The organism is Bacillus cereus group sp. BfR-BA-01382 (assembly GCF_022663475.1).
In the GTDB taxonomy this organism is placed as follows: domain Bacteria; phylum Bacillota; class Bacilli; order Bacillales; family Bacillaceae_G; genus Bacillus_A; species Bacillus_A thuringiensis_S.
Map to the genome: position 1 here is coordinate 1 of NZ_JAKUFQ010000022.1, position 26,110 is coordinate 26,110.

Genomic DNA, 26,110 nt, shown 5'->3' on the forward strand with positions numbered 1-26,110 from the left:
AAGATCCACATTTAATTCCTCTAATTGTTTCTTTTCATTGTCTAAAATCGCTTTTGCTTTTGTTTTTGTTGCTTCATCTAATCCCGCAAAGATGTCTTCACGCTTCTCTTTTTCTGGAAGTTTCACACCTAATTTTGTTAATTCTTCTTTTGCTTGCTCATGCGTTAATTTTCCAGATTTCTTTTGCTCTAAAATCGACTTCGCTTTTGCTTTCGCCTGATCATCTAATCCTGCAAACATGTCTTTACGCTTCTCTTTCTCCGGAAGCTTTACACCTAGTTTCTCTAACTGTTTCTTTGTATCGTCCATAATTGTTTTTACTTTTTGTTTTGTAGCGTCATCCAAATCCTTTTTCGCCGTTTTTGTAGACTGTTCAGCTGCTGGAGTATTCGTTGCCGCGAATGCCGGAATACCGACTCCTCCAATGATTCCGAATGATAAAGCACCTGCAATCGCTAAATACCCAACTGTTTTCTTCTTCATAGGAAATTTCCTCCTTCATATTTCTAAAGCATGTACACTTTCGTATACAATGCCAATAGTAATGTTGGTTTCTTAAAATTCCCTTAACGTTTCGAATAAAAAACACCGCTCATAATGAGCGGTGTTTCTCTATGCTTTTTGTAATTGTAACTCTTCACGTTCCATTATTTTTCTTAATACGATTGTTTGTGTCATTGTAAATAAGTTACCTGTTATCCAGTACAATACAAGTCCTGATGGCGCCGCAAACCCCATAAATAGAATCATTGCCGGCATCATAATTTGCTGTATCTTTAGCATCTGTACTTGTTCTCCAGGTGTAATATTAGATTGGAAAACTTTCATCTGAATAAATGTCGTTAACGCTGCAATAATCGGTAATATATGATATGGATCTGCATGTCCTAAGTTCACCCATAAAAAAGAAGATGTGCGAATCTCTTCCGTTCTGCTAATCGCATAATACAAAGCAGAGAAAATCGGCATTTGTATAAAAATTGGCCAGCAACCAGCAAGTGGATTCCAACCGCCTGATTTCATTAGCTCTGACATTTCTTTTTGATACTGCTTTTGTTTTTCAAGATCTTTACCTACATCACCGTACTTTTTCTTTAGCTTCTGCAATTCAGGTTGCATTTTCTTCATTTTCGCTTGGCTACGATATTGTGAAACAGCTAATGGAATCATTGCTGAACGAATAACGAGCGTCATAATAATGATTGCAATCCCAAAGCTAGCTCCAGGTATATGATGAGCAACAAATTGAATCATAAACGAGATTGGATATACGAAATAATGATCCCAAATCCCAGTACTATGTGCATCAATTGGGACTGCATTACTGCAGCCAGATAAAACAAAAACAAGTAATAATGATAAACTAACGAGCACAGCTCGGTATGATTTTAACATGTTCATTCCTCCAATGTTTCGTAATTATTTAGCGAAACATTGGTGTATACGGACCGACCTCATCATTCTCTTCACTTGATTCTTGTCTACGTACAGAACGAATCATTCCATATTTATAAAAAATAGAAAATAGCGGTACATTTCCCGCACTATCTTCACATGTATCAACTAACGCAAAAGCTCTTTGTCTACCGCTTGATGCTTGTTGACGCACAAAGCGAGAAACATTAGCAAGGAAGAAAACTTCTAATAAACAAAGTGCCGTCGTTACAAACGATATATATAAAATTGCATCCTGCAATAAAAATTCCATCGCTTCACATCCTTAATAAGGTCATTTTAGCACATTAGGCAAACATTCTCTATTTCCTTTTATTTTCAAAAAAAGTATTTTGCATATTTTCTCAAGAAAACAATAATTAAGAAACGTTGTATTCGCTTTCTTTAGTATATTCACGCACATCAATGAATAGGCTTGATTTATTAGAAATTTATAAAATTTTTGCATTATAATAAAACTATTGCCAGTTTTTGAAAAAACCTTTATTCTCTTCTTGTAATCAAAAATGAATATGGAGATGAAACATACTATGGGTCAACTAGGAGACGCCGATTACGTTCCCGACACCGCCTTTTTATCCTTCCCAGCAGCTAAAACATTTCATTTAGAATTTATGATACAGTTGGTTGTTATTTTTATAGCTTCTATTTTGTATGCAATTTCTATGAATATGTTTTTTATCCCGCATAATATGATTAGCGGTGGATTCGCTGGTGTAGGGATGATTATCGGTTATTTAATGCACTACAATATCGGTGCACTTATCTTTTTACTAAACATTCCTCTTCTTATTTTAAGTCACTTTTACTTAGGCAAGAAGACAACCTTTTTAACAGCGTACTTTGTAGCTGTGTCATCTTTAGCGATGAATATTATCCCGGTACACCAAGTTTCAGACGATATTTTACTTTCTTCTGTATTCGGTGGTGTTATCTGCGGAGCAGCTTCAGGAATTATATTCCGATTTGCTTCTTCAACAGGTGGTTTTGATGTTGTTGGATTGATTGTAGCAAAATATCGAGATGTTTCAATTGGAGCAATCATATTTGTATTCAACTTAATCTTACTTGTCGCAGCAGGTTTTATTTTCGGATGGGATATTACACTTTATACGTTAATTAGTCGATTTGTAGTCAGCAAAGTTATCGATGCTGTGCATACGAAACATATTAAATTAACGATAATGACTATTACAGAAAAAGGCGAGGAAATAAAAAGCGCACTACTACATCACGGCATACGCGGGGTGACAATGGTAGACGCTGTCGGCGGCTATACAAACCATAAGAAAAAAATGATTTACACTGTCGTGACTCGCTATGAGTTAGGCGAAATGAAACGTATTATCCGTCAAGTGGATAACAAAGCATTTATGAACATTACTGAAACAGTTGAAATTGTCGGCCGTTTCAAACGTATATAAAAAAGGTTAATACATTAAAGGGCATAACATATTAGTCATATATACTATGTTATGCCCTTTGTTATTCAACTAACGCACCCTTTAGCATAATAAAATCACGAAGTTTATTACTACAAATCGGAGGATAACATTCCATATACAAAACTATCTGTCCATTCATTTTTATTCCAAAAATCTTGTATGAAATGGGCTTCCTTTCTCATACCTATTCGTTCACACAATTTTTTTGAAGCTGTATTACGTGCATCAAGATTAGCTTGTATACGATGTACATTACATTCATTAAATAATTTAAACACCAAACTACTTACTGCTTCTGTTGCCAAACCTCTTCCAACTACTTCATTTGAAAAACTATAACCAATCTCAACAGTATCCTTCATATTTGTGTACCATACGGATAAGTCACCAACTACTTTAGTCTTGTATATAACTGCCAAACTTAATATTGATTCTTCAGTAAGTGCATTGTTTGCTAGCTTCTTATTAAATCTTTTCAGCATGTCTTCATGAGTCCACTTATTATGTAATAGGAACTTACATGTATCATCATTATTATAAATAGCAAATACATCCTGTAAATCAGTACTCTTAAAAGGTCTAATTATTAATCTTTCTGTTGTGATTTCCAAGTTAGCTCCCCTCCCTTACATTCATGCTACAAAACATTTTTTATTGTATTTAAGCCTCCTTCTTAGATCTCACCTTGATTACATATTTCATCATAATAAATTAAAATCCTTCTTCCACTAAACTGCATTGTTAATGGTATTTCCTTACGCTTTTTATTTTTTACACTTATTACAAAATCAGATAATTCTATTATTATGTCCCTAAATGTGTTATAATGAAAGCAGACTCACAAAAAAAGAGTATATAGACTTGGAAGTTTCTCTTATTTTACAAGCAAAAAGAAACGAGCAGTCGGGTATATTTCAGACACCATACACGTAACGGTTTAAACAACCGATCATCTTAGTTACTCTTCAATGATCTTTTTATAAAAAGATACGTACAATTAAAACTCACTTCAATATACTATACCTACCTTTTTGACTTCCAAATCATCTTATTACATAGGGAGATGAACATATGAATCAATATATACGATATACAATAGCTGTCCTGTTTGCTATTATCGGCGGTACGATTTGTTTCTGGACAAACACACAGCTTGGAGAGAATATCATTTTTAATGGAATCGAAACACTTGTAAGCGCTTCAATTTTAGGCGGATACATTTACTTCCTCTTCAATCCAGAAGAAAATGCTCAGAAAACAATGTTATTAACAATGATTGGAATCGTTGGTGGATGTATTTCCTACTCAATGACAAACTATACATTACCACTTCAATTAAGCTCAGCTTTCTTCCACGGTCTATGGACTTGGTTCATTGCATTCTGCTTAGCAGACGTATTCAACCTATTACAAGACAATGAAGAAGATAGCGGTCGCCAAATTGAAAGTAACTCTTAAGCTGGAAGGAATTCTTCCAGCTTTTTTATGTTGGTTTGCATACACCGGCACTACAATAAAAAGAAGCTACCCAACGGCAACTTCTTTTCCATATACCCCACTTCGTATTCACTTAAATATATCAACGATTTTTCAAATATATCGATCGTTTCTCCACTTATATCAACGATTTTTTCATTATATCAACGATTCGGCACAAGATATCGATTTAACGACAACCTTAGACATCCAAAACGTACAACATACCCTATCCCCCAAGCAACTTACTGCCGAACTCTACGATTAAAAAGATAATCAATAGGATCGCGAGTATCTTTAATGCTACATATGCTACTTTAAAAACAACATAAATGAGCAAGACTATCAAAATAATTGATAAAATTTCCATATTTACTTCCTCCAAGCTTTGCTCTTCTTATCTCATTTTACTCGCCCTAGGCTGTTTATGGAACGGCATAAGATGACATATAAAAAAGAGGATACCTCACCCATCGTAAGATACCCTCTCTTTCAGCTGCTTAAACCATTCTCTTTCTAATTGTAAATATCCCATCTCACTCTTCTCGGCGCTCTTTAATTCTTGATCGGCTTTCTTCATATAAGTACGGGACGCTTCCATATTGCCCTCTACATATTTAATAATCCCTTGTGTACGGTAATATCCACTTAGGTCCATTTTTGTAATAGCCTTTGCATGTTCCTTTGCTTCTTGCAAAGAAAGACTATCCATCTGATAAAGGGCTTTATATAAAAGGTACCAACTATGAAAACTACTAACGAAAAACTTATTTTCTTTCGTTACAGGTAATTGAACAATTCGTTCTATATACGGTATCGCTCTTTCCATTCCCTCTTGATCTGCACGAGCAAAAAAGACGAGCATAAGTCTACTCATTATCTCCCTTATCCCTTTATTCTCTTTTATTTTCTCCTCACTAAGTTCTACTAATCTTTCATCCCAATCTTTCGGTCTTTTATAACTAAATAACTCACTCGATATTTGAATCTCATATAAGTGATTTCTAGCTCTTTCATCATCTTTAATTAAAATAAGAAATTGCATCCCATCACTCATAAGCATTCCTTTTATCGGCACAATTGTAACCGCAAAGATTGCAAAATGGAAAAAGGAAAAATATAAAAGATATTGATAATAACTCACCATGTATATGTAACCGGAAGTAATACCAAATAGTAAACTCGTAATCGGTCCACCTAAAGTGAGCCACGCCCACTTTTTCGAAAGATTCGGTGTCTCTATAGAAGGTGGTACTAATGTTGCAACACCTCCAAAGTACGCCCATAATTTATTTTCTCGAATGCGTACTTTCCCCTTCTCTTTTTGGAAAGTAATCGGCCCTACTGTCATAAATTTAAAATTCAAACCACCTATTACACCAAATACTACATGTCCTAGCTCATGAATGGCTAACACTAACAATGAAATTCCAACTATTGCCCATAGGTTCAAAATTACTTCTAATTTCCCAGTTCGGATTACTCCGTATAAAATGGACAGAATTAGCGCCACTGTCATTGAGCCAGCTGGCCTTCTTAAAATATCCACCTTTTTCTCCCCTTAATAAATCATTTTTCTCTGCATTTCGTACATGAACTTCCCGAGATGCAATATCCAAATAAATGAGATTAAGCCAATTAATACAAAATCGATATCACTAGCAGCTGTATATATAACGGCAGCCCACCATACATATGCCAATATTGTATTCGTAAATTCATACGCTTTATATCCAGCCTCATGCACAATGTGCTTTAATCCTTCATCTGCGTTTTTCGTCCACATTTTCATAGATTCCATATACGTTACACCTTGTTCAGGGTATAGCTTATTATAACGATTTTTTGTTATGAGCCCGATAATCACTACAGTAGTTAAACAAACAATAGAAGCTACTAAATTCCACACCGCAAATGAAACATTAGTATCCTGCAACAGTGCACGTCTACATGTAATAACTGCATATACAAACCATGCCTGCGTCACTATATCACCTACACGTAAATATATACTTATAATGCCTAATTTTCTGCCTTGTACGCTCTCTTCTTCATCGCGTGCCTCCGCTAACATACGCGTATTCTTCCAAGTGTAGTACATCATTAAGATTCCAAAAATAGTACATATGCCTATAAATGTATTGGATGATAATTTTCTCGGTTCATCCGAGAGTAAATTTAAAGCTATATAAGACGTTAAAAAGCCACCCATCATACTTAATGCTATTTTCCCCACAGAATCAAATTGTTTTTTTCGTTTACTCTTCATCATCCTCTTCCCCCTCCACTAACGTGAATATTTCCTCCACCGATACATTGAAAATTTGTGCGATTTTTAACGACAATACAATAGATGGTGCATAATCCCCGCGCTCAATTAAACTAATCGTTTGCCGTGATGATCCAATCGCTTTCCCTAAATCCCCTTGTGATAAACGATGCTTTGCTCGCAATTCCCTCACTCGATTTTGAAGCTTCATGTCTTCCCTCTTTTTCATTTATTTAATTAAAATTGTAAATAATATCCTTATTTTTGTCAATTATAATTGTCATTACGACTATAATAATTGACAAGATACTTATTTCTTATCCTGTATCAAATTCCTATAAAGAATGTAAAATGTGCATTAAACATAGTCTTAACAATAAAATAAAAAAGGCAGTGCTTTTGCACTGCCTTCCTAAATTCTGACATAGAATGGATTTCATATTAGCTTGCGTTTTGTAGTAATACTCGTTTTAACTGTTTGCGGAAACGAACACCTAACGTAATTGCTACGATAACGATAACTCCAACAATGATTTTACCGATATGATCTTCTAGCACTCCAAAGATGTCATGTAAGTTTCCACCTAACCAGTAACCACCGATTAAGAAGAATGATACCCAAAATAGAGCGCCTGAATAAATTGTAATGGCAAAACGACGGAATGGTAAATTAATAATTCCTGCAAAGTATCCTGTGAAATGACGTACACCAGGAATAAAGAAACCAATAAAAATCAGGAAGTACCCATACTTATCAAACCACATTCTCGTTAAATCAATTTTTCTTTGTGTTAAAAATACGTATTTTCCATACTTTTGAATGAAAGGCATACCTAATTTATTTCCTAAAAAGTATTGAATCGTCATTCCTACACTTGTCCCAATAAAGGATAGAATGATTAAAATCGGTAAACTTAAATCACCCTTCTGCGCTAAAAATCCCGCATATGCTAATGTGGGCTCTCCCGGAAACGGAAGTGCAATATATTCTAACAGCAAGCCGACAAGTACAACATAGTACCCGTATTGCTGAAATAATTCATGAATCCATTCCATGTCATCTCTCCTTTCAATCACGTACAACTTCTTACTATTATTGTATAAAAAAATTGTCGAAATAACTATCACAATAGCTTACATTTTTATTACATTTTTGTAAGGGTCACACTAATGATTTCCGTTCTTTATTAATTAGTAAAAATCATTTTTTAAGTCGAAATAACAAAAAGACGCATTAATATCATGCAAATTTTATCCATTTTTTAACACTTAAAAACCCCTCTAATTTTGTTCTCAATAAAAAACCACCACAAACTCATCCTAACTTCATATTAGCTTCATATACGTATTGTAAGATTATATCGGAATTTGTTGAAAAATTTAACCAATATATGACTAAGCATTAATTTGAATAAATATAAGTCGTTTTCGAAATTGAAAAAAGGGTGAATACGAAATGGAAGCATATAAAATGCACGATTTTATTAATACAAATGTTGAATCTCATCAAAATGAAACCGTTTTTAATTTACACATGTGTGAAACAAGTGAATTTGACGTAAGTTTAACAAAATCTACAACACTATCTTTTATCGTTTCAAAAAAGAATATTAAAATTGTCACGAAAAAATGGATTAATTCAAATCAAGAAAGCATGATTGGCAAAAGCTACATCATTCCAACAAAAGCTTTTCATTATTTCTTACCAATCATTTCTGAAAATGAAGATGAGCTAAATATTCAAGTTCAAAGTTTTGGACTACGTGGTGAGCTTTTATTAAATGAAAGATTACTTATTGATAAAAACAACAAACACAACAGCAAAATCACTGCATTCTTTGAAACATTAGATGAAAATGTAAATAAAGCTTTACGAGGATTACAACTTCATTGTATGTAAGACTATTACGATAGTAAAAGGAGAATAACAATGAAAAAATTATTATTAAGCGCACTATTATCATTAGGATTTTTAACTCTTCCATTCGCTAGCGCAGAGGCCGCTACAACGAAAGATCAATTAATCGTAAACACTCAGTTAAATAAAATGGATTATTATCAGGATGGAAAATTTATAAAAAGTTTTACTGTCGCTACTGGAAAAGCAGCAACACCTACACCTAAAGGAACTTTTCAAATCGTAAATAAAATTAAAAACCGCCCTTATTATACAGGCAAAATTAAAGGCGGCGATCCACGTAATCCACTTGGTGACCGTTGGCTCGGATTAAATATGGCAGGAACTTACGGAACAACTTATGCAATTCACGGAACTAACAATAATCAAGCAATCGGCAAAGCAACAACACTTGGTTGTATTCGTATGTATAACAATGATATACACTGGTTATTTGAGCGCGTTCAGCAGCAAGCTACTGTCACTGTAAAATAGCCTAAAAACAAGATTTATGTGTAGCCAAGAATTTTATGTCTTGGCTTATTTTATTTATTCATTTACAGTAGCAAAACAACTGTATTTACATATATAATAGGAATAGATTTGATTAGCTGATATTTAAACATTGATAAACGTAGATATTAAAATTATACAGTTATAATGTTTTATAAATTTTATAATACATACTATAATAGAACTACTGTAATTCTGAACTATTCAGTAACACTAAACTATTCCCCTTGCTACCTTCATGATTATTTTATAGCGGGGGCTTATTATATGTATAAACAATCTGAGTCACTCGAAAAATGATGAATTCGAATATTGCAGTAAAAAGCGTTATTTAGGAGGTGTTACTATGACGCATATACTGGTGATTGAAGACAACCCAGATATACAAGAACTAATTCGTGAATTTCTAATGGCACAAAACTTTACTGTTGATGTAGTTGGTGCTGGAACAGAAGGTATTCTTCTTTTCCAAAAAAATTCATACGATCTTGTCCTCCTCGATGTAATGTTACCAGATATAGATGGCTATAGTATTTGTAAAATTATGCGAGGACAATCTGATGTACCAATCATTATGTTAACAGGCTTACATAATGAAGAAAGTGAAATTAAAGGATTTGAGTTAGGTATTGATGACTATATTACGAAACCGTTCCATTACACTGTATTTATTAAGCGTGTAGAGGCTGTATTAAGAAGGGCAGCAACGAAGGAAGCAGAAGCTGCAACTATACTACAATTCCATGAATTGATGTTAAACTCTACAGCATATGCAGCTTATGTTCATGGTAATCAAATTGAATTGACAACAAAAGAATTTGAAATTATTTATACTTTACTGCAAAATCGAGGAAAAGTATTATCAAGAAGTGATTTGTTGAATAAGGTATGGGGCTATGAACATTATGGTGATGTAAGAGTTATAGATACACATATTAAAAACTTAAGAAAAAAATTAGGAATTACTTATATTAAAACGGTGAAAGGCATTGGCTACAAAATCGAATCGTAGCAAAGACAACATCACCAAAAATATTTTCATCAAAACCTTATTATTTTGTATTCTTTTATCACTTTGTCTTTATCAAATTATTTACTTTCTAGCTTCAAACTACGATAAAGAACATTTTGCGAAAGAAAATGGAACGCCGACTACAGAACAGGCGGATTTAGATAAGCAAAACAATCAAAGTAAAACGAATCAAAATAAAGCTGTGTCAGAGGGAATCATTTCCAATTTCCAATCTTCTATTATAGATTATAAATCTCTTTCTACAGCTATCAATCACCTTTTGCAGCCTAGCCAAACTGCAAAAGCAAAAGAACATACACAAAACCTTTCGGGGAAAAATAGCACTTCTAATCCGCTTACAGAAGCAGAAAAGAAAGTCGCTAATAATGATGCCTTACATACACAAAATGCAGCAAGTAAAATAAATGATATAAATGATAATCCAAAGTTAGCAGATGCGTTGCAGCAATTAGCTCCACATATTGGCGCGACAATGCTTGCATTATCACTACTCGGATCTTTAATTTATACAAAACTAATTGCCAAACCTTTTCAATATATGAGCGATGCTTTAAAAGATATTATGAATCTTGATTTCTCAGATAAAAAACTACTTAACAAAAATACAGATCAAACAGATTTTAATTTGCAAGTAGCCGCTTCACAAGTACCAAATATTGTGAAGAATTTACATGCAAGCAATCAAGATTTAAGAAATGAGCTCAAAAAGGAACAACAATTAGAGCAATCTCGTAAAGAATTTATGTCTATGGTATCCCATGAATTAAAAACACCAATCGCAGCCGTTATGGGACAACTAGATGGCATGATTCACGGAATTGGAGCTTATAAAGATAGAGATAAATATTTAAAACGTTCCTATGAAATGATGCAAGATATTAACATATTAACGGAAAAAATGTCGGAATTATCCAAAATACAAAACCCTCAATTTAAACCGAATTTAGAAGTCATTTCTTTATCTAATATTATTGAGGATGTTATGAAGAAAGTAGATTACTTTGTATCTGTAAAACAATTAAATGTACAATCTAATATTAAACACGACGTACAAATTTTAGCTGATCCTAAATTTATTCAAACTGCTATTTTTAACATTATTTCAAATGCAATTCATTATACAATTGACCACCAGCACGTATATATAAAGCTTTATGAAAAACCAAACGGTTACGCATTAGAAGTATTAAATACAGGTTCACAAATTGATGAAGATAAACTTGCTCATTTATTTGAGCCTTTCTATCGTGCAAACCCTGATAAACACGGTTTAGTACAAGGTAGCGGTCTTGGATTATATATCGTGAAACAAATATTAGATAAACATCAATTTCCTTACGGAATACAAAACACAGCTCAAGGTGTAAAATGCTCCATTGTATTCCCAAAAGCAATGTAGCATTCACTATAATTACATACCCCAAACTCATACTTTATGTGTGAGTGGCGGAATTTTGTAGAGTGTCTTACTCTGTTTCGTTCGCCCGTTATCCTTATTTGGATAGCGGGCGTTTTTTATTACTTAAAAGGAGGATTTTTTATGGATAAGTTTAAATATTCATTGCTCGTTTTATTCGGTGCTTGCAGCTACGGCATACTTTCAACTATTTTCAAACTCGGATTCCTAAGTGGATTTTCAGCACATCAACTATTAGGGGGACAATATGTCTTCGGATGGATTGGACTATTTCTACTCGTTCTTTTCTTTTCACGTCATAAAGTAACAAAAAAACAATTCTTTTCATTACTAACCGTCGGAACAACAATGAGTATGACTGGAATTTTCTACGCTATTTCTGTAGAAGAGCTACCCGCATCTATCGCTGTCGTCCTACTCTTTCAGTTCACTTGGATTGGTGTCATTATCGAAGCAATTGCAAATCGAATATTTCCAAGCCGCGATAAGATCATATCTATCCTTATTTTATTTGCTGGTACATTGTTTGCAGGTGGTATATTTGAAGGCCTCGGACAAAGTTTTTCTACGAAAGGGATTATCTTTGGACTATTAGCTGCTGTCTCTTTTTCATTCTATGTTTTTGCAAGCGGACGCGTTGCTACAGATGTTCCCCCTTATACGAAAAGCTTTCTTATGACAACAAGTGCAACTCTTATCGTATGCCTATTCTTCCCGCCGACCTTTTTAACAGATGGTGCCCTGCAAGCTGGTCTATGGAAATATGCTTTCTTCCTCGGATTATTCGGCGTTGTTGTACCTGTCATTTGTTTTTCAATCGGTGTACCAAAAGTTGGAACAGGACTTAGCACGATATTAGGTGCAGCTGAATTACCAACTGCTATTATCGCTTCTATTACACTTGTACATGAAGTCGTAACCTTCATGCAGTGGATTGGAATTATTTTTATATTGCTTGGAATTTTCACTCCCCAGCTGCTTACGGCTAGGAAAGAAAGGAAACATAATCGCGTGCATAGCGCTTGAAAAAAATACAGAATTTATATAAAGTAAAACTTTAATTAGTGGGGGTTTTGTTCATCCCCCACTGATTATCAGCCCTCACCAATCGGGCTTTTACGGGCAGTTGATCCCCACCTAACTTCTTCGCTTTCGCTGAATTTTGAGGTGGAGTCTTACTGCCCGTTAATGCGGGATAAAAATATAACTACAATTAAAATAAGTAAATTTATCGGGAGGTATAAATGACTATTTTAAGCATCGTATTTTTTGCTATTATGTGTATCTTCTTCCTAATAAGATATATGAAAGAAAAGAAATTTTACGATTTACTTCTCATTCCCGTTTGTATATATGCAGGAGCAGTGAAAACTCCTTTCGTAGAGTACTTAAACTTTAATACTACATTTAAAATAACGTATGATATTGCAGCTATTATTCTTGTAATCCTTGCTGTACTTTTCTTTTTGAAAGATAAGAAAGAGAATCATACTGCATAACAAAAGACCTTTCATTTACTTGAAAGGTCTTTTTCTCTATCTCATTTTGCCGCTACATACAGCTTCTCTATCTCATGCTCAATTTGTTTTACATCGATTCGCTCAAATAATGGCTGCACGCTATCAATTCTATTCGGCAACGTATTTTGCGGTTCCCAATTTCGGTTCACAATCGACAATGTGCTTCGAACTCTTTCACTTGAAAATGGTAAAAATGGTTCAAGGAGATTTGCAAAATTAGCAATAAGATAAATACAATTATAAATCGTTTCTTCACATGAAACTGGATTATCTTCTCTTTCTTTCCAAGGCTGCCTCTCATCAAAGTATTTATTTGCAAAACGTACGGCATCGAATATTGTTTCTAGCGCCACCTTAAATGTAGTTTGCTCAATCGCCTCTCCTACATTTTTATATAATCCTTCTACTTTATCCTTCAGTTCTACATTGATAGTTCCCTGCGGCACAATGCCATCATAATATTTTTCAATAAACTTTAATGTCCGGTTCACGAAGTTCCCGTATGCACCTAACAGTTCACTATTATGACTGTAAATGAATTCACGCCATGAAAAATCAGTATCACGATTTTCTGGTGCATTTACTGTTAAAAAGTAACGAATAGAATCTGGATTGTAACGTTCTAATATGTCAGGCACCCATACTGCCCAGTTTTTACTCGTAGATAACTTTCTTTTTTCAACTGTTAAATACTCATTCGAAACGATATGACGCGGGATTGCTTCCTCTCCTATTCCAAGTAAAACCGCTGGCCAAATGATGGAGTGAAATGGAATATTATCCTTGCCGTGTACATAATATGTTTGCGCATCGCTATTCCAAAACTCATGATCATCTTTTCCTGTTTCTTCAGCCCAATATTTACTCGCTGAATAATATCCTGCCACTGCTTCTATCCATACGTAAATTTTCTTATCTTCATACCCTTTCACTGGAATTGGTACCCCGATTGGTAAATCTCTTGATACAGCCCTATCTTGTAAGCCTTCCTTTACATATCTTTCCGTTAATTGAATTGCATTATCACGCCATGTTCCTTTTTCTTTTGCGATTTCTACAACTTTTTTAATTTGCTGCTGAAATGTATGCAATGCAAAATAAAAATGCTCTGTTTCCTCTACAGATGGTGTACTACCACATAACTTGCATGTCTTTTCTAACAAATCGAGTGGATCTAAAATAGCTGAACACGCATCGCATTGATCGCCTCTTGCTGCTTCATGGCAATGTGGACATATTCCTTCTACATAACGATCCGGTAAAAACTGCGTACACGTTTTACAGTACGCTTGTTCCACTGTTTTTTTATAAATATAGCCTTCTTCCAATAAACGTAAAAAAACTTTTTGAACAGTTTCATGATGATGCTCGCTATCGGTACGTGTATAGCAATCATACGTAAAACCGAGATCACGAAAACATCGCTGGAATTCTTCATGGTACTTATTAGCAATTTCTTTTGCTGTCACACCTTCTTGTTTTGCTCTAATTGCAATCGGTGTTCCATTACAATCACTGCCCGAAACATACAACACATTCTCACCTTTTGCCCGGTAATAACGTGCTAAAATATCTCCAGGTAACAAACTCGCAATATGACCAAGATGTAACGAGCCATTTGCATACGGCCAAGCGCCTCCAATAAAAATACTCATCTTACATTCCTCCTTTTAAATATAAAAAAGCCCCGCCCTTATCTTAAAAAAGATAAGGGCGGGGCTGTATAAACAGTCGCGGTACCACCTTATTTCGCCAATTACTCACATAATTAGCCTTAACAAGTACGGAGCTATATGCTCTTATACTGTGGTTTTGATAACGAGTACCAACTCTCGTCGCCGCCTACTATTATCATTTGATAAGTTCAGGACGAAGCTCAAAGGCCATTGTTCAAATGAATATTCTTGCTTCTTCTCAGCTACCGAAGCTCTCTGGAAAGAATGTGTTCATCCTACTTTTCCTTTTCAACGCTTTTACGTATAAAAAGTATTGTACGACTTAATCACAGAAAAATCAAACTTTTATTCAGAAAGAAAAGGAAATCCCATCCCCCTGCCGAATAACTATACGTTCACAAAAGGAGTGATAACATTGAACCAAAAACAACTAAGCACTATTAATGAAAAAAGCTGGAATACAGCTGCTTATGAAGCTTGGACGAATCGCCATGGGGCACCGGAGGATTATGCGAAAAAAATCATGGAAGACCCTATGCGCGAGGTAGATCACTATTTACCTTACATACAATCTCCGAAAGGAAAACATATTATTAATTTACTAGGATCAAAAGGGAATAAGGCCGTTGCTCTCGCCCTTTTAGGCTCTGACGTAACAGTTGTTGATATTTCAGCAAGTAATGCAAAATATGCAAATGAACTTGCTGCCGCCGCAGACGTCTCTATTCATTACATCGTTTCTGATGTACTAGATGTAAATCTCTCCAAATCATTTGATATCGTATTACTGGAGCTTGGTGTACTTCATTACTTTCTAGATTTAAAACCACTTTTCAAAAAAATTTCTCAACTACTAAAGCCAGGTGGAATACTTATCCTTCGCGATTACCATCCAATATACACAAAGCTATTAGGAGTAGACCACCCATCGTTTCGAGCAAGTGGAAATTATTTCGATGAAGAATTGATTGAAGATGATGTTGCTTATAGCATTCTTCTTACAGAAGCGCAGAAAGAATCGTTACCGAAAACAACCATCCGTCGCTGGACATTAGGAGAAATTATTACAACACTCGCCGAAGAACATTTTAAGATTGAAAAACTAATTGAAGAACAGGGACCTCATCAAAAGTGGGTCTTCCCTTCTACTGCCCCAGAAGGAATTGAAGAACAAATACCCGGTCTATATACAATAATTGCGCGATCATGCAAAAAAGGATCCCTTCACGGATAGGATCCTTTTTGCATGCTCGCGCATATAAGTTGAGGTTGGAGATTACCATAATTCTGTAGAATAGGACACAAGATATTTCAACATTTCGTCTCTGACTTACGTCGTCAAAAAGGGGTATGACCAACATAACGAAGAGTAATGTTTTAGTTGATACTGATAATCGTTATCAACTAATTAGAAGTATACATGATGTTATTTCAAATTTCAATAGCATTTCTAATATTTATTTATGGATTTTATGATATACAAATGTATACATTTTAAGAACTTTTTCTAATACCAATCTGACTCCTTCCATTATCTGCTATAATTTTCATTGAACAGATTAATAACTTCATAATAATGTTTTTATTAATTCCGCTTCAAATATCTATAAATCATAATAAACAGTTTAAATGAGGGTAGGGGTAACGATGAAATATGTTAGTATTCGAAAAAAACTACTGTTCACACTCTTAAGCATTTCTTCTTTATTTAGCATTGCTCTTATTGTTATTCTTTCATTCGCCATGAATCAAGCAAGTGAAATCGAAACGTTAAAAAATGATGTATCGAAAAGAGCGACGATTTTAAAAGAACGTGGCGATTGGTTCCAGGCACAAGTTGCTGGTTTACAAGAATATTTGCTATCACATGATCAAAAAGGATTAGATAAGTTCAACCGAGAAGGGAAAAAATTAGCTGATACTAGAGAGAAAGTAACAAGTGACAAGAAGCTCCCAGAAGGAATGAAAGAAGCCATTTTAATGGGAGGAAAATGGCGTAGCGTCATAGATAATGAGGTACTACCTCTTGCGCATGAAGGAAAATGGGACGAAGCATCTAAAATTGCTTTAGCACAAACAGATTATGTAAATGATCTGTTAGGTCGTTTTAATAAATATACAAATGAAGAAAATGAGAAACGTGACGCATTAATTGCTGACGTCGAGTCTTCTTCATCACTTATTCAATATATTATTTTCTTCTCACTCATTACATGTACATTAACGTCTATTTTATTAGCATGGTGGTTCTCTGGTAAACTCGTTAAACCAATTCGACAAATTGATGAGAAGTTGAAAGAATTAGCTTCTCAAGATGGAGATTTAACGGCTAGATTACACGTAACGAGTAAAGATGAAATTGGTGACATTGCAAATTCCTTTAATCAAATGCTCACTAACTTACAGCATATAATAAAACAAGTTCAACAAACATCAACAAGTGTAAAAGAAGCTTCCGAAAATGTATTTATCGAAACAACCGCTTCTATGGAAAATACCGCAAGGACACAAGAAACTATGAATGCTCTTGAACACAATATTCGTTCACAAGTTTCTAGCATTGAAGAAAGTTCAACCTCAATGGATGACATGGCAACGAGTGTTCAGCGTATTGCTGAGGCCGCCTCTTCTGTTACTAGTTTAGCTGTCACAACCTCAGAAAAAGCAGATGATGGGAATAAAGTCATTGAGAAATCTATTACACAAATGCATACAATTAACGAAGCTGTTAACGCTACATCACAAGTAGTTGAGCGACTCATTACACATACAAATCATATCGATACTGCACTTCAATCTATTTCTAATATCGCCGAGCAAACAAATTTACTCGCTTTAAATGCTTCTATTGAAGCAGCTCGTGCTGGTGAACACGGCAAAGGATTCGCTGTTGTTGCTGATGAAGTTAGAAAACTTGCTGAACAATCTCAACTAGCCGCAACTGACATTAACCATTTACTGCATCAAATTCAAGCCGATACAAAAATAGCAAATGACATGATGACACAAGGTCAAGCAGAGGCTTCTGAAGGAATTACGGTTATTCGTACCGCTGGATCTTCATTCTCAGAAATTGTTAACCACATTAACAAAGTCTCTACGCAAATGCAAGAAATGTCTGCAACTGCTGAAGAGATGGCTGCAAGCTCTGAAGAAATGAACGCAGCTTTAAATAATATCGCTTCTATTTCAAACGAAGTTGCTGCAGAAACATCACAAACAGCACATTCGGCTGGTGATCAAGTAAACAAAATGAGTATCGTGGCTAACAAATCATCTGAAATGAAAACCATCGTACAAGAACTTGAAATTCTCGTTTCTCATTTCAAAACAAACGCTTAAAGTGAAAATGACACAAGCTCAAAGGTATAAGAAAGAAAGTTTTACAGTCTCTCTTTTTTCACTTTAAAATATCTCTTTCTATCTCTCATTCCGTCTGCTATAATTCCTAAAGGAAATAAGAAAGCTTTATTCCAACTGGAGTAAAGCTTTCTTTCAATTTTTTACATTTATTAATTCTAATACTAAGATTTCACAAAGGAGGCTTTTTATCATATGAATTTTGTAAGTATCAGAAAAAAACTTATGTTCATGATGGGAACGATTTGCGCTTTATTCGGTATCGCCTTAGCATTTATTTTATTTTTTGCTATTGACCAATCTCGTAAAGCTGAAACATTACAAAAAGAAATTTCTCCACTGGCAACAGAATTGAAAGAACGTGGAGATGCTTATCAAGTACAGCTCTCTGCTTTAAGAGGTTATTTACTACAACATGATCAAGTCGAATTAGACAAGTTTAATGAGATGAGTAAACGTCTTGAGGATTCAAAAGATAAACTTCTTTCTAATCCAAATCTTTCTTCGTCCGTAAAAAGCACAATGGAATTAGGGTCTACTTGGAGAAAGTTCGTTGAAGAAAAAGTATTCACTCTTGCAAAAGAACAAAAATGGGAAGAAGCTTTACAAGTAGCTTCTTCAGAAAACGGAACTGTCTATAAAGTAATTGGTGACTTCACCAATTACAGTAATGAACAAGCTACATTACGTGAACAATCTATTGAAAAAATTGACCAATCTGCACTCTTAATCGAATATGTTATTTTCTTATCACTTGTTATTTGTATTGTCGCTGCAATTATTCTTGCATGGTGGTTCTCTGGTAAACTTGTGAAACCAATTCAACAAATTGACACGAAACTAAAAGAGTTAGCTTCTCAAGAAGGTGACTTAACGGCACGTCTACAAGTAAATAGCAACGATGAAATCGGTGCTATCGCAGCATCATTTAATAAAATGTTAGAAAACCTACAACATATTATTAATCGTGTTCAAAAAACATCAGTGGAAGTACAAACCGCTTCTGAAAACATGCTAGAAAAAACGAATACATCACGTGAGGCGACAGTAAGAGTCCAAAGCTCAATGTCTAACTTAAACGCAAGTATTCAATCACAAGCTTCTAGTATTGAAGAAAGTTCAACTGCAATGGACGATATGGCAGTAAGTGTTCAACGTATTGCTGAATCTGCTTCATCTGTAGCGGAACTTGCTGTTGCCACATCTGAACATGCTAGCGATGGAAGTACCGTTATCCAAAAATCCGTTTCACAAATGACAACGATACACGAAGCTGTAAATGCTACGTCAGAAGTGGTTGAACGTCTAATCACTCATACGAAATATATCGATACCGCTGTACAATCTATTTCTAATATCGCTGAGCAAACAAACTTACTTGCTTTAAATGCTTCTATTGAGGCAGCTCGTGCTGGCGAGCAAGGAAAAGGATTTGCTGTCGTAGCTGACGAAGTTCGAAAGCTTGCTGAACAATCTAAAACAGCTGCAACAGACATTAATCAATTACTACATCAAATTCAAAATGATACAGAAACTGCTAGCTCTATGATGTCTCAAGGCCGTTCTGAAGCATTTGAAGGCATTCATGTTATTCGTGAAGCTGGTACTTCTTTCACAACAATTGTAGAACAAGTAAATAAAGTATCTACTCAAATGCAAGACATATCAGCAACTGCTGAAGAGATGGCTGCAAGTGCTGAAGAAATGAATGCTTCACTTAATAACATCGCTTCTATCTCGACTGAAGTATCCAGCGAAACCGCCGCAACGGCACAATCTGCTGAACAGAAAGTTATCGTTATGAATGAAATGACAGTAACTGCTGGAAAAATGAAACAAACAGTTGAAGAGTTAGATCAACTCGTATCTCATTTTAAAACAGAATAGATTTTCAAAAAATATCCCTCTTTCAAAGAGGGATATTTTTTTTGAGCTCATTTCCTGCACATTATGCTCATTTCCGTTATAATGAGAATCGATATCATTAAAATATAGGAGGGGCTGCTTATGTCACAAGAAGCATTTGAAAATAAATTATTGGATAATTTAGAAGCTGTTATTGACCCTGAACTAGGTGTTGATATCGTTAATCTTGGATTAGTGTATGATGTTACAGCAGATGAAAATAATAATGCTGTCATTACGATGACTATGACTTCTATCGGTTGTCCAATGGCTGGGCAAATCGTATCAGACGTTAAAAAAGTATTATCAACAAACGTACCTGAAGTTAATGAAATAGAAGTAAATGTCGTTTGGAATCCACCGTGGTCGAAAGAACGTATGTCACGTATGGCGAAAATCGCATTAGGTATTCGCGACTAGCGGAATAAAGTGAAACTTTATTCCGTGGGGGTTTTGTTCATTCCCCACTGATTATCAGCCCTCACCAATCAGGCTTTTACGGGCAGCAGGGCCCCCACCTAACTTCTTTGCTTCCGATGAATTTTGAGGTGGGGGTCTTACTGCCCTGCAAATAGCGGGATAAAGAAAAAAACCTGACATTCTAGTCAGGTTTTTTTCCTATTATTTTACGCCTACTGCATCATAAGCTTTCGTTACAGCTTGTACAGCTTTAGAATCTTTACCGTATAAATCTTCGGCTGATTGAAGAGCAGCTTGACGCATCATTTTGAAGTCAGAGTTTGCAGTTAAATATTTCGTAAGAGCGCGGTAGTAAATTTTTTCTGTCGCTTCACGGCCCACTCCAGCTACTTTCACGTCGTAATGATCTCCGCCTTCAGATACTAAATAAGCAGCTTTATTATTAATACTACTGTTAATATGAACGCCACCATTATCAGCTGTTCCAGTATAACGTTTACTATAGTGATCTGGGTAACCTTCACCTGGTTTTAATGGGTTTGGAATAGACGCTGGATCTTTTAGTGAACGAAGTGCATCGCCTGGTTTACCAGGTGTATAAATGTCAGCACCTAAATCCCAGCTCTTCTTCTCAACCATAACACCCATAATATCGGATAACGATTCATTTAACGCCCCTGACTCATTTTTATAAACAAGGTTTGCTGTATGTTCAGTTACAGCATGCGTTAATTCGTGACCGATAACATCAAGTCCAGCAGATAATGGAATGAATGTTTTTCCATCGCCATCACCATACATCATTTGCACACCGTTCCAAGCTGCGTTATTCCAGCTCTCCCCTACGTGAACAGTTGAAATAAGCTTCGCACCTTTATCATCGAAAGAGTTACGATTAAATGTTTTTTTGTAGTAATCATATACTTTTCCTGCATTTACATGCGCATCAACTGCAGCTTTATCTTCGAAGAACTTAGATTTACTTTCAACTTCTTCGCCTGTATATCCAAGCCATTGTGAGAATAAATTAAACAAGTTTTCATCCATATTTTCTGCATCAAATGTGTGAATACCTTGTCCTCGTTTACCGTCAAATAAGTTGAATACTCCCGTTTTTTCATCTTGGGCAATTTCAAATGATTGTCTAGCACCTAATACTCCGTAGCCAAACCCTGTAACGTGATCTACAGCATTATATTTCTCAATAACATTTCCATTTGTTGCATCAACAAAATAATGCCAATACCCTGGAGCTGGTTTTGAAATCGATGCCTTAACTAAGTATGCAAGGTAGTAATTACCGTCCTTTTCATATACAAATAAATCTTTTTTCACACCATCATAATTCTTTACTTTACCAATTTCTTTCTCAATATCTGCCTTTGCAATTGTTTCTGCTTGTTCCGCACTAATGCTTGCAGATGCAGGGATATTTTTATCATCTAAATTCGGAATAACTTGTCCGAAGAATGCTTTTACATTATTCTCTTTATCAAGTGTAACAGTTTGATCAGAACCGTACACAGGAATGTTATTATGTTTCTCAACTAGCTTCACATGTGTCGTGTCAGATTCAGCGTCTTTTTCTTCTCCAACGATATTAAAATGCTTTTCAATATTTCCTGCTAATTTAAACATATCTTTCTTACTCTCTAAGTATTGAAAGACCGTCTCTTTTTTATCTAGTCCTTCCGGTGCTTTCCATTCTTCACCTATGTATGCAGGTGTTTTAAATTCTTGATGATATTGAATTTTTTGTTCTTCCGCTTTCGTTGTCGTTGCCCCAAACGCTCCAAATCCCCCGGCGATAACAGTTAACGCTAATGCTGATGAAATGACTTGCTTTTTCACTATAACATTCCCCATTCCCATAAAGATTTTTGACACTTTTATAAAATTCTGATTTTTACAGCCGATACCTCTACCGAAAATTTGAGAAACATTTTTCAGATAATTCCAATCAAAAAAGAGGACATCCTATCAGATGTCCTCTTTTCTACAAGCCTTTTATTGTTTTTTCAATTCAATTGCTAAATAGTGTGATTGCTCTTTCGCTTGAATGTGAGTATCTTCTTCTACAGATTCTGCTGCATCACGCATAACAAACGTTTCACCATTTATTACACTGCTTCCTTCAATTTGAACAAGATACAATTGACGGCCTTCTCGCACAGGAAAATGAATTTCTTTTCCGGCATCTAACGATAAAGAATATAAATTTGCATCTTGGTGAATTTGAATTGGTGCCTCTCCTTCTACTGGAGATACCATATGGAACCATTCGTTTTCACGCTCGCTCCAATCAAATTTAAACTCACCATAGTTTGGTTTATGATCCGCACGATCTGGTAAAATCCAAATTTGTAATAAACGTAGTGTTTCATTTCCTAAATTATGCTCGCTATGAAATACACCTGTGCCAGCACTCATATATTGAACATGTCCTCGCTCAATTGTTCCGCGGTTCCCCATGCTATCCTCATGTGTTAAAGCACCATCTACAACGTACGAAATGATTTCCATATCACGATGCGGATGCATATCAAAACCAGTTTGTGCCGCTACTAGATCATCATTAATAACACGTAACGCTCCGAAGTTCATGTTATTTGGATTATAGTAATTGGCAAAAGAAAAATGAAAATGTGTATTTAACCAACCATGATTTGCTCTGCCCATATTTTTATGATCAACTTTTCTAAACATATCCTTCACCTCATACTATATCGAATTCGAGATTTATTTTAAAATTTTTTCTCACTGTAATTTTTTTAGTAATTGTAATAATTGATGTTGTTCTTCTACATTTAATTTTTGAAACTGCTCCGCTTGGAATGTTTCTTGAGGCGGGACGATTTCTTCATATAAAACTTTTCCCTTTTCTGTTAACGAAATATATTTTGTAGTACCTTCTTGTTCACGACGAATCCACTCTAGCTGCTCCATTTTATTTAAAAGCTGCGTGATATTTCCCTTCGTAACAAATAGCTTATTTCCAAGCTCTTGCTGCGTTAGACGATTATGCCCTCCAACTTGAGCTAGTACATCAAACTGAGCGGCAGATACATTCCATTCTTTCAAATGCTGATTCGTCTCACGAATACTCTTATTATAAAAGCGTGATAAACGAAACCATAATAGTAATCCGAGTCTATCTTCTGTTTTCATTTCATCACCTCGCTCGTTTCATATCATTAGTTTAGAACTAAACTTTATAAAAGTCAAATACTTATTTTTAATAAGTATAAAGAAAGCACAGCGCTATTTCTCCACTATGCTTTACATTAACTTTCTATTCTTATATTCATCCAATTTCCTCTCCGCGAACTTCCTCGCATCTTTTTCAATCCATCTATCTTCGTACACTTCACTTCCAACATACAATACTTCTCTCTTATGCTGCATCGCATGACGAAACTCATGCAGTAGTGTTTTGAGCACCTGCTCATACTCTTCCCACATACAAACAAAAATTAATTGTCTTTCTTTATGATAAAAACCACCTACTGGGAATAGGAATTCTTCTTCCTCTTCCCCTAATGATAGAAGCACATCGTTTGCATCACACGTATCACAAAAAATAACGGGCGTTTTACATGCTTCAATAAGAGAGAACAAATCCTCTCTCAGCTTTTTGACATCCCAATGAAGCTCCGAATCCAACACATACCAATTCTCTACCTGTTGATATACATTTTGAAACTGGAGTTCCATTTCTCTTTATTCCCCTTTCCAAGCACCCTTTTTCTATATGTATGCCACAATATGGTAAATATTAAACGTATTCTTTCATCCTTGAAAAAATGCCAATAAAAAAAGAACCTATGTCGACATAGATTCCTTTTCCGTAATCACTTTTTTTTCATCACTTTTTTTAATACAAAATAACCAATTGCACAAACAATAGCAGCAAGTGCAAAGTATTTCACATATGGCCCCGCAACTTTATTAATGCTTTCCCACTCTGTTCCTAATTTAAACCCTAAATATACAAACACAATTGACCACGGAATAACAGCTAATGTAGTTAGCGTAATAAACTTAGCATGTGACATTTTCGCAATACCCGCCGGTATCGAAATAGCATGACGCACAACCGGAATAAAACGTGCGGTAAAAATAACGCCAGTTCCGTAACGATTAAACCAATCTTCAGCATAATCAATATGTTTCTTCTGAATTAAAATATATTTTCCATATCGCTCAAGAACAGGTCTTCCTCCGTATCGACCGATCCAATAAATGAATAGTTGTGCAATTACACCACCAATTGTACCAAACGCGACAGCGCCCCAAAATGTAATGCTTCCTGTTGATACTAAATAACCTGCATAAGACAATACGATTTCACTTGGAATAACCTCTAGCATTAATCCAAGCATAATTCCCCAATAACCAAGTCCTTCTAAAAAAACTAAAACCGAATGAATCAACTCTCCTAACATCATTTACCTCTCTTTACTGTTTTCATTACAAAAATAAAAGTACAAGCAGGAAATATCTTGTACTTTATTTTTTAAAATTTAGTTAGTCTTCGTATCCCACTTAAAGATTTTATTTAAGAATTTATATACATTCTTCGACTCCTTTGTCAGAAGTGGGCCTAAAATGGATAGTATAAGCACGTATAGTGCTGAGAAGGGTTTCAGTACTGACATTAAACCACCGGCGATACCGATATTAGCCATAATGATGGAGAACTCTCCTCGTGAAACGATTGTTAATCCGATATTTGTTGATGCTTTATGAGATAACCCTGCTTGTCTTCCTGCAATCATTCCTGCTACAAAGTTGCCGATTATTGTAAGAAGGACAGCACCTAACGTTAACCATATCGCTCCTCCTAATGAGAACGGATCAATACTTAACCCGAAGCTGAAGAAGAAAATAGCTCCGAAAAAGTCTCTAAATGGAACAACAAGATGTTCAATTCGATCACTATGCTCTGTCTCAGAGAAAACTAATCCTAGAAGAAGTGCCCCAATCGCTTCTGCAACGTGAATTGTTTCTGAAAAACCAGCAATGAAGAATAACGAAGCAAATACTACAATAATAAAAATTTCATCTGAGCTAATATTGAGCAATTTATTTAATAACGGCGTAGCCTTTCTAGCTACTATAAAGAATAGAAGCATATATCCTAAAGCAATTCCAATTGAAGTAAGGGCGCCTAAGAAGGAAGCGTGATCCCCTAGTACTAAACCAGAAACAACTGATAAATATACAGCAAGGAATATATCTTCAAACATAATAATTCCTAAAATTAATTCGGTTTCATTATTACCAGTTCTTCTTAAGTCCACTAACACTTTAGCAACGATAGCGCTAGAAGAAATCGTAATAATACCCGCAATAATTAAGATTTCTAGTAATGGGAATCCCATTATAAATCCGTATAACAAACCAAGTGAAAAGTTAATTAAAATATAAATCGTTCCGCCAATCGCAATAGAGCGTCCAGATTTAATTAGTTTTTTCATTGAAAATTCTAATCCTAGATAGAATAGAAGGAATAGAACCCCAATCCGTCCAAGGAAGGAAATTACACTTGCACTTTCAATAAATTTGAGATCGATAACACCTATTGTCGGTGCATGCGGTCCTACTAACATTCCGAGAACAATTAGAAAAGGAATTACTGAGAATTTAAATTTTCCAGCAATTACCGCTGCAATTGCCACTAAAACTAAAGCTGTACCAACTTCAAAAATTAACGTATCCATC

At 35.1% G+C, this 26,110-nt stretch carries 28 protein-coding genes and 1 other annotated feature; of the genes, 12 read left to right on the plus strand and 16 right to left on the minus strand.

Features of this window, described 5'->3' with window-relative positions:
* From MR160_RS11580 to MR160_RS11590, 3 genes are all read right to left on the minus strand, one after another.
* Positions 1–483: hypothetical protein (locus MR160_RS11580; protein WP_242297376.1), on the minus strand; the 483-nt coding region annotated here is incomplete at its 3' end.
* Between the two features lie 129 nt (positions 484–612).
* The gene (gene yidC / locus MR160_RS11585) at positions 613–1,395 is read right to left on the minus strand and encodes a membrane protein insertase YidC (RefSeq protein WP_074791056.1); all 783 of its coding nucleotides are present in this window, start codon (positions 1,393–1,395) and stop codon (positions 613–615) included.
* Between the two features lie 28 nt (positions 1,396–1,423).
* A complete protein-coding gene (locus MR160_RS11590; protein WP_000394930.1) occupies positions 1,424–1,708 on the minus strand; it encodes a hypothetical protein in 285 nt (94 codons plus the stop codon).
* A gap of 277 nt (positions 1,709–1,985) precedes the next feature.
* Here MR160_RS11590 and MR160_RS11595 point away from each other — a divergent pair, with 277 nt between their 5' ends.
* Complete coding sequence (locus MR160_RS11595; RefSeq protein ID WP_000530044.1) at positions 1,986–2,879, plus strand: YitT family protein; 894 nt, start codon at positions 1,986–1,988, stop codon at positions 2,877–2,879.
* A gap of 110 nt (positions 2,880–2,989) precedes the next feature.
* On the opposite strand, the gene MR160_RS11600 is transcribed toward MR160_RS11595, so the two are convergent.
* Positions 2,990–3,511 (minus strand): GNAT family N-acetyltransferase, encoded by a 522-nt coding sequence (locus MR160_RS11600; RefSeq protein ID WP_242297378.1) that lies wholly within the window; start codon positions 3,509–3,511, stop codon positions 2,990–2,992.
* A 460-nt stretch (positions 3,512–3,971) separates the two neighbouring features.
* Between MR160_RS11600 and MR160_RS11605 the strand changes: the two genes are divergently transcribed.
* The gene (locus tag MR160_RS11605; RefSeq protein ID WP_001077773.1) at positions 3,972–4,358 is read left to right on the plus strand and encodes a DUF3938 domain-containing protein; all 387 of its coding nucleotides are present in this window, start codon (positions 3,972–3,974) and stop codon (positions 4,356–4,358) included.
* A gap of 247 nt (positions 4,359–4,605) precedes the next feature.
* Here MR160_RS11605 and MR160_RS11610 read toward each other — a convergent pair whose 3' ends face one another.
* The 5 genes from MR160_RS11610 to MR160_RS11630 all read right to left on the minus strand — a co-directional run bounded on the left by MR160_RS11610 (position 4,606) and on the right by MR160_RS11630 (position 7,701).
* Positions 4,606–4,746 (minus strand): DUF3985 family protein, encoded by a 141-nt coding sequence (locus tag MR160_RS11610; RefSeq protein WP_000404758.1) that lies wholly within the window; start codon positions 4,744–4,746, stop codon positions 4,606–4,608.
* A gap of 96 nt (positions 4,747–4,842) precedes the next feature.
* On the minus strand, positions 4,843–5,895 hold the full coding sequence (locus MR160_RS11615; RefSeq protein ID WP_140159684.1) for a site-2 protease family protein: 1,053 nt from the start codon (positions 5,893–5,895) through the stop codon (positions 4,843–4,845).
* Between the two features lie 42 nt (positions 5,896–5,937).
* Positions 5,938–6,645, minus strand: coding sequence for a DUF3169 family protein (locus MR160_RS11620; RefSeq protein WP_000837717.1), 708 nt, complete (start codon positions 6,643–6,645; stop codon positions 5,938–5,940).
* Entirely contained in the window at positions 6,635–6,856 is a 222-nt protein-coding gene (locus MR160_RS11625) for a helix-turn-helix transcriptional regulator (protein WP_000776170.1), read from the minus strand. The genes MR160_RS11620 and MR160_RS11625 overlap by 11 nt, the downstream gene beginning before the upstream one ends.
* Before the next feature lie 230 nt (positions 6,857–7,086).
* Positions 7,087–7,701, minus strand: a complete 615-nt coding sequence (locus MR160_RS11630; RefSeq protein WP_000454764.1) for a DedA family protein — start codon at positions 7,699–7,701, stop codon at positions 7,087–7,089.
* Between the two features lie 400 nt (positions 7,702–8,101).
* On the opposite strand from MR160_RS11630, the gene MR160_RS11635 reads away from it, so the two are divergent.
* From MR160_RS11635 to MR160_RS11660, 6 genes are all read left to right on the plus strand, one after another.
* Positions 8,102–8,545 carry a DUF3978 domain-containing protein gene (locus tag MR160_RS11635; protein ID WP_000388763.1) on the plus strand — a complete coding sequence of 148 codons (444 nt, stop codon included), beginning with the start codon at positions 8,102–8,104 and terminating at the stop codon, positions 8,543–8,545.
* Between the two features lie 30 nt (positions 8,546–8,575).
* Complete coding sequence (locus tag MR160_RS11640) at positions 8,576–9,037, plus strand: L,D-transpeptidase (RefSeq protein WP_000735061.1); 462 nt, start codon at positions 8,576–8,578, stop codon at positions 9,035–9,037.
* Between the two features lie 364 nt (positions 9,038–9,401).
* The gene (locus MR160_RS11645) at positions 9,402–10,067 is read left to right on the plus strand and encodes a response regulator transcription factor (RefSeq protein WP_000148834.1); all 666 of its coding nucleotides are present in this window, start codon (positions 9,402–9,404) and stop codon (positions 10,065–10,067) included.
* On the plus strand, positions 10,045–11,487 hold the full coding sequence (locus tag MR160_RS11650; RefSeq protein WP_242297380.1) for a sensor histidine kinase: 1,443 nt from the start codon (positions 10,045–10,047) through the stop codon (positions 11,485–11,487). The genes MR160_RS11645 and MR160_RS11650 overlap by 23 nt, the downstream gene beginning before the upstream one ends.
* 141 nt (positions 11,488–11,628) lie before the next feature.
* Positions 11,629–12,531, plus strand: a complete 903-nt coding sequence (locus MR160_RS11655) for an EamA family transporter (protein ID WP_000357149.1) — start codon at positions 11,629–11,631, stop codon at positions 12,529–12,531.
* Between the two features lie 218 nt (positions 12,532–12,749).
* Positions 12,750–13,004 carry a hypothetical protein gene (locus tag MR160_RS11660; RefSeq protein ID WP_000154129.1) on the plus strand — a complete coding sequence of 85 codons (255 nt, stop codon included), beginning with the start codon at positions 12,750–12,752 and terminating at the stop codon, positions 13,002–13,004.
* Between the two features lie 41 nt (positions 13,005–13,045).
* Here the strand turns inward: MR160_RS11660 and metG are convergent, their stop codons facing one another.
* Positions 13,046–14,680: a methionine--tRNA ligase gene (gene metG / locus MR160_RS11665; protein ID WP_000021589.1), complete on the minus strand. Its 1,635-nt coding sequence runs from the start codon at positions 14,678–14,680 to the stop codon at positions 13,046–13,048.
* Between the two features lie 51 nt (positions 14,681–14,731).
* Positions 14,732–15,002 (minus strand) — a binding site (T-box leader).
* A 114-nt stretch (positions 15,003–15,116) separates the two neighbouring features.
* On the opposite strand from metG, the gene MR160_RS11670 reads away from it, so the two are divergent.
* From MR160_RS11670 to MR160_RS11685, 4 genes are all read left to right on the plus strand, one after another.
* Positions 15,117–15,935: a class I SAM-dependent methyltransferase gene (locus tag MR160_RS11670; protein WP_242297382.1), complete on the plus strand. Its 819-nt coding sequence runs from the start codon at positions 15,117–15,119 to the stop codon at positions 15,933–15,935.
* Positions 15,936–16,348: 413 nt separating this feature from the next.
* Positions 16,349–18,043 carry a methyl-accepting chemotaxis protein gene (locus MR160_RS11675; RefSeq protein WP_000878434.1) on the plus strand — a complete coding sequence of 565 codons (1,695 nt, stop codon included), beginning with the start codon at positions 16,349–16,351 and terminating at the stop codon, positions 18,041–18,043.
* Between the two features lie 213 nt (positions 18,044–18,256).
* The gene (locus MR160_RS11680; protein ID WP_001012199.1) at positions 18,257–19,948 is read left to right on the plus strand and encodes a methyl-accepting chemotaxis protein; all 1,692 of its coding nucleotides are present in this window, start codon (positions 18,257–18,259) and stop codon (positions 19,946–19,948) included.
* A 120-nt stretch (positions 19,949–20,068) separates the two neighbouring features.
* Positions 20,069–20,386 (plus strand): metal-sulfur cluster assembly factor, encoded by a 318-nt coding sequence (locus tag MR160_RS11685; protein WP_000076424.1) that lies wholly within the window; start codon positions 20,069–20,071, stop codon positions 20,384–20,386.
* A gap of 201 nt (positions 20,387–20,587) precedes the next feature.
* Here the strand turns inward: MR160_RS11685 and nprB are convergent, their stop codons facing one another.
* From nprB to MR160_RS11715, 6 genes are all read right to left on the minus strand, one after another.
* Complete coding sequence (gene nprB / locus MR160_RS11690) at positions 20,588–22,237, minus strand: neutral protease NprB (protein WP_000745125.1); 1,650 nt, start codon at positions 22,235–22,237, stop codon at positions 20,588–20,590.
* Between the two features lie 156 nt (positions 22,238–22,393).
* A complete protein-coding gene (locus tag MR160_RS11695) occupies positions 22,394–23,092 on the minus strand; it encodes a pirin family protein (RefSeq protein WP_000488932.1) in 699 nt (232 codons plus the stop codon).
* Between the two features lie 51 nt (positions 23,093–23,143).
* Positions 23,144–23,554 carry a MarR family winged helix-turn-helix transcriptional regulator gene (locus tag MR160_RS11700; protein WP_000845462.1) on the minus strand — a complete coding sequence of 137 codons (411 nt, stop codon included), beginning with the start codon at positions 23,552–23,554 and terminating at the stop codon, positions 23,144–23,146.
* 111 nt (positions 23,555–23,665) lie between these two features.
* A complete protein-coding gene (locus MR160_RS11705; RefSeq protein ID WP_000422792.1) occupies positions 23,666–24,100 on the minus strand; it encodes a DUF3920 family protein in 435 nt (144 codons plus the stop codon).
* 137 nt (positions 24,101–24,237) lie between these two features.
* Positions 24,238–24,831: an undecaprenyl phosphate transporter UptA gene (gene uptA / locus MR160_RS11710; RefSeq protein WP_000900216.1), complete on the minus strand. Its 594-nt coding sequence runs from the start codon at positions 24,829–24,831 to the stop codon at positions 24,238–24,240.
* A gap of 78 nt (positions 24,832–24,909) precedes the next feature.
* Positions 24,910–26,109 (minus strand): cation:proton antiporter, encoded by a 1,200-nt coding sequence (locus MR160_RS11715; protein WP_000380223.1) that lies wholly within the window; start codon positions 26,107–26,109, stop codon positions 24,910–24,912.
* Position 26,110: the final 1 nt, after the last annotated feature.

Excerpts from the sequence above, each read along its gene's own strand:
- yidC (WP_074791056.1), bottom strand. The coding sequence starts at position 1,395 with ATGTTAAAATCATACCGAGCTGTGCTCGTTAGTTTATCATTATTACTT.
- MR160_RS11590 (WP_000394930.1), bottom strand. The coding sequence starts at position 1,708 with ATGGAATTTTTATTGCAGGATGCAATTTTATATATATCGTTTGTAACG.
- MR160_RS11595 (WP_000530044.1), top strand. The coding sequence starts at position 1,986 with ATGGGTCAACTAGGAGACGCCGATTACGTTCCCGACACCGCCTTTTTA.
- MR160_RS11605 (WP_001077773.1), top strand. The coding sequence starts at position 3,972 with ATGAATCAATATATACGATATACAATAGCTGTCCTGTTTGCTATTATC.
- MR160_RS11610 (WP_000404758.1), bottom strand. The coding sequence starts at position 4,746 with ATGGAAATTTTATCAATTATTTTGATAGTCTTGCTCATTTATGTTGTT.
- MR160_RS11615 (WP_140159684.1), bottom strand. The coding sequence starts at position 5,895 with ATGACAGTGGCGCTAATTCTGTCCATTTTATACGGAGTAATCCGAACT.
- MR160_RS11620 (WP_000837717.1), bottom strand. The coding sequence starts at position 6,645 with ATGAAGAGTAAACGAAAAAAACAATTTGATTCTGTGGGGAAAATAGCA.
- MR160_RS11625 (WP_000776170.1), bottom strand. The coding sequence starts at position 6,856 with ATGAAGCTTCAAAATCGAGTGAGGGAATTGCGAGCAAAGCATCGTTTA.
- MR160_RS11630 (WP_000454764.1), bottom strand. The coding sequence starts at position 7,701 with ATGGAATGGATTCATGAATTATTTCAGCAATACGGGTACTATGTTGTA.
- MR160_RS11635 (WP_000388763.1), top strand. The coding sequence starts at position 8,102 with ATGGAAGCATATAAAATGCACGATTTTATTAATACAAATGTTGAATCT.
- MR160_RS11640 (WP_000735061.1), top strand. The coding sequence starts at position 8,576 with ATGAAAAAATTATTATTAAGCGCACTATTATCATTAGGATTTTTAACT.
- MR160_RS11645 (WP_000148834.1), top strand. The coding sequence starts at position 9,402 with ATGACGCATATACTGGTGATTGAAGACAACCCAGATATACAAGAACTA.
- MR160_RS11655 (WP_000357149.1), top strand. The coding sequence starts at position 11,629 with ATGGATAAGTTTAAATATTCATTGCTCGTTTTATTCGGTGCTTGCAGC.
- MR160_RS11660 (WP_000154129.1), top strand. The coding sequence starts at position 12,750 with ATGACTATTTTAAGCATCGTATTTTTTGCTATTATGTGTATCTTCTTC.
- metG (WP_000021589.1), bottom strand. The coding sequence starts at position 14,680 with ATGAGTATTTTTATTGGAGGCGCTTGGCCGTATGCAAATGGCTCGTTA.
- MR160_RS11675 (WP_000878434.1), top strand. The coding sequence starts at position 16,349 with ATGAAATATGTTAGTATTCGAAAAAAACTACTGTTCACACTCTTAAGC.
- MR160_RS11680 (WP_001012199.1), top strand. The coding sequence starts at position 18,257 with ATGAATTTTGTAAGTATCAGAAAAAAACTTATGTTCATGATGGGAACG.
- MR160_RS11685 (WP_000076424.1), top strand. The coding sequence starts at position 20,069 with ATGTCACAAGAAGCATTTGAAAATAAATTATTGGATAATTTAGAAGCT.
- MR160_RS11695 (WP_000488932.1), bottom strand. The coding sequence starts at position 23,092 with ATGTTTAGAAAAGTTGATCATAAAAATATGGGCAGAGCAAATCATGGT.
- MR160_RS11700 (WP_000845462.1), bottom strand. The coding sequence starts at position 23,554 with ATGAAAACAGAAGATAGACTCGGATTACTATTATGGTTTCGTTTATCA.
- MR160_RS11705 (WP_000422792.1), bottom strand. The coding sequence starts at position 24,100 with ATGGAACTCCAGTTTCAAAATGTATATCAACAGGTAGAGAATTGGTAT.
- uptA (WP_000900216.1), bottom strand. The coding sequence starts at position 24,831 with ATGTTAGGAGAGTTGATTCATTCGGTTTTAGTTTTTTTAGAAGGACTT.
- MR160_RS11715 (WP_000380223.1), bottom strand. The coding sequence starts at position 26,109 with ATGGATACGTTAATTTTTGAAGTTGGTACAGCTTTAGTTTTAGTGGCA.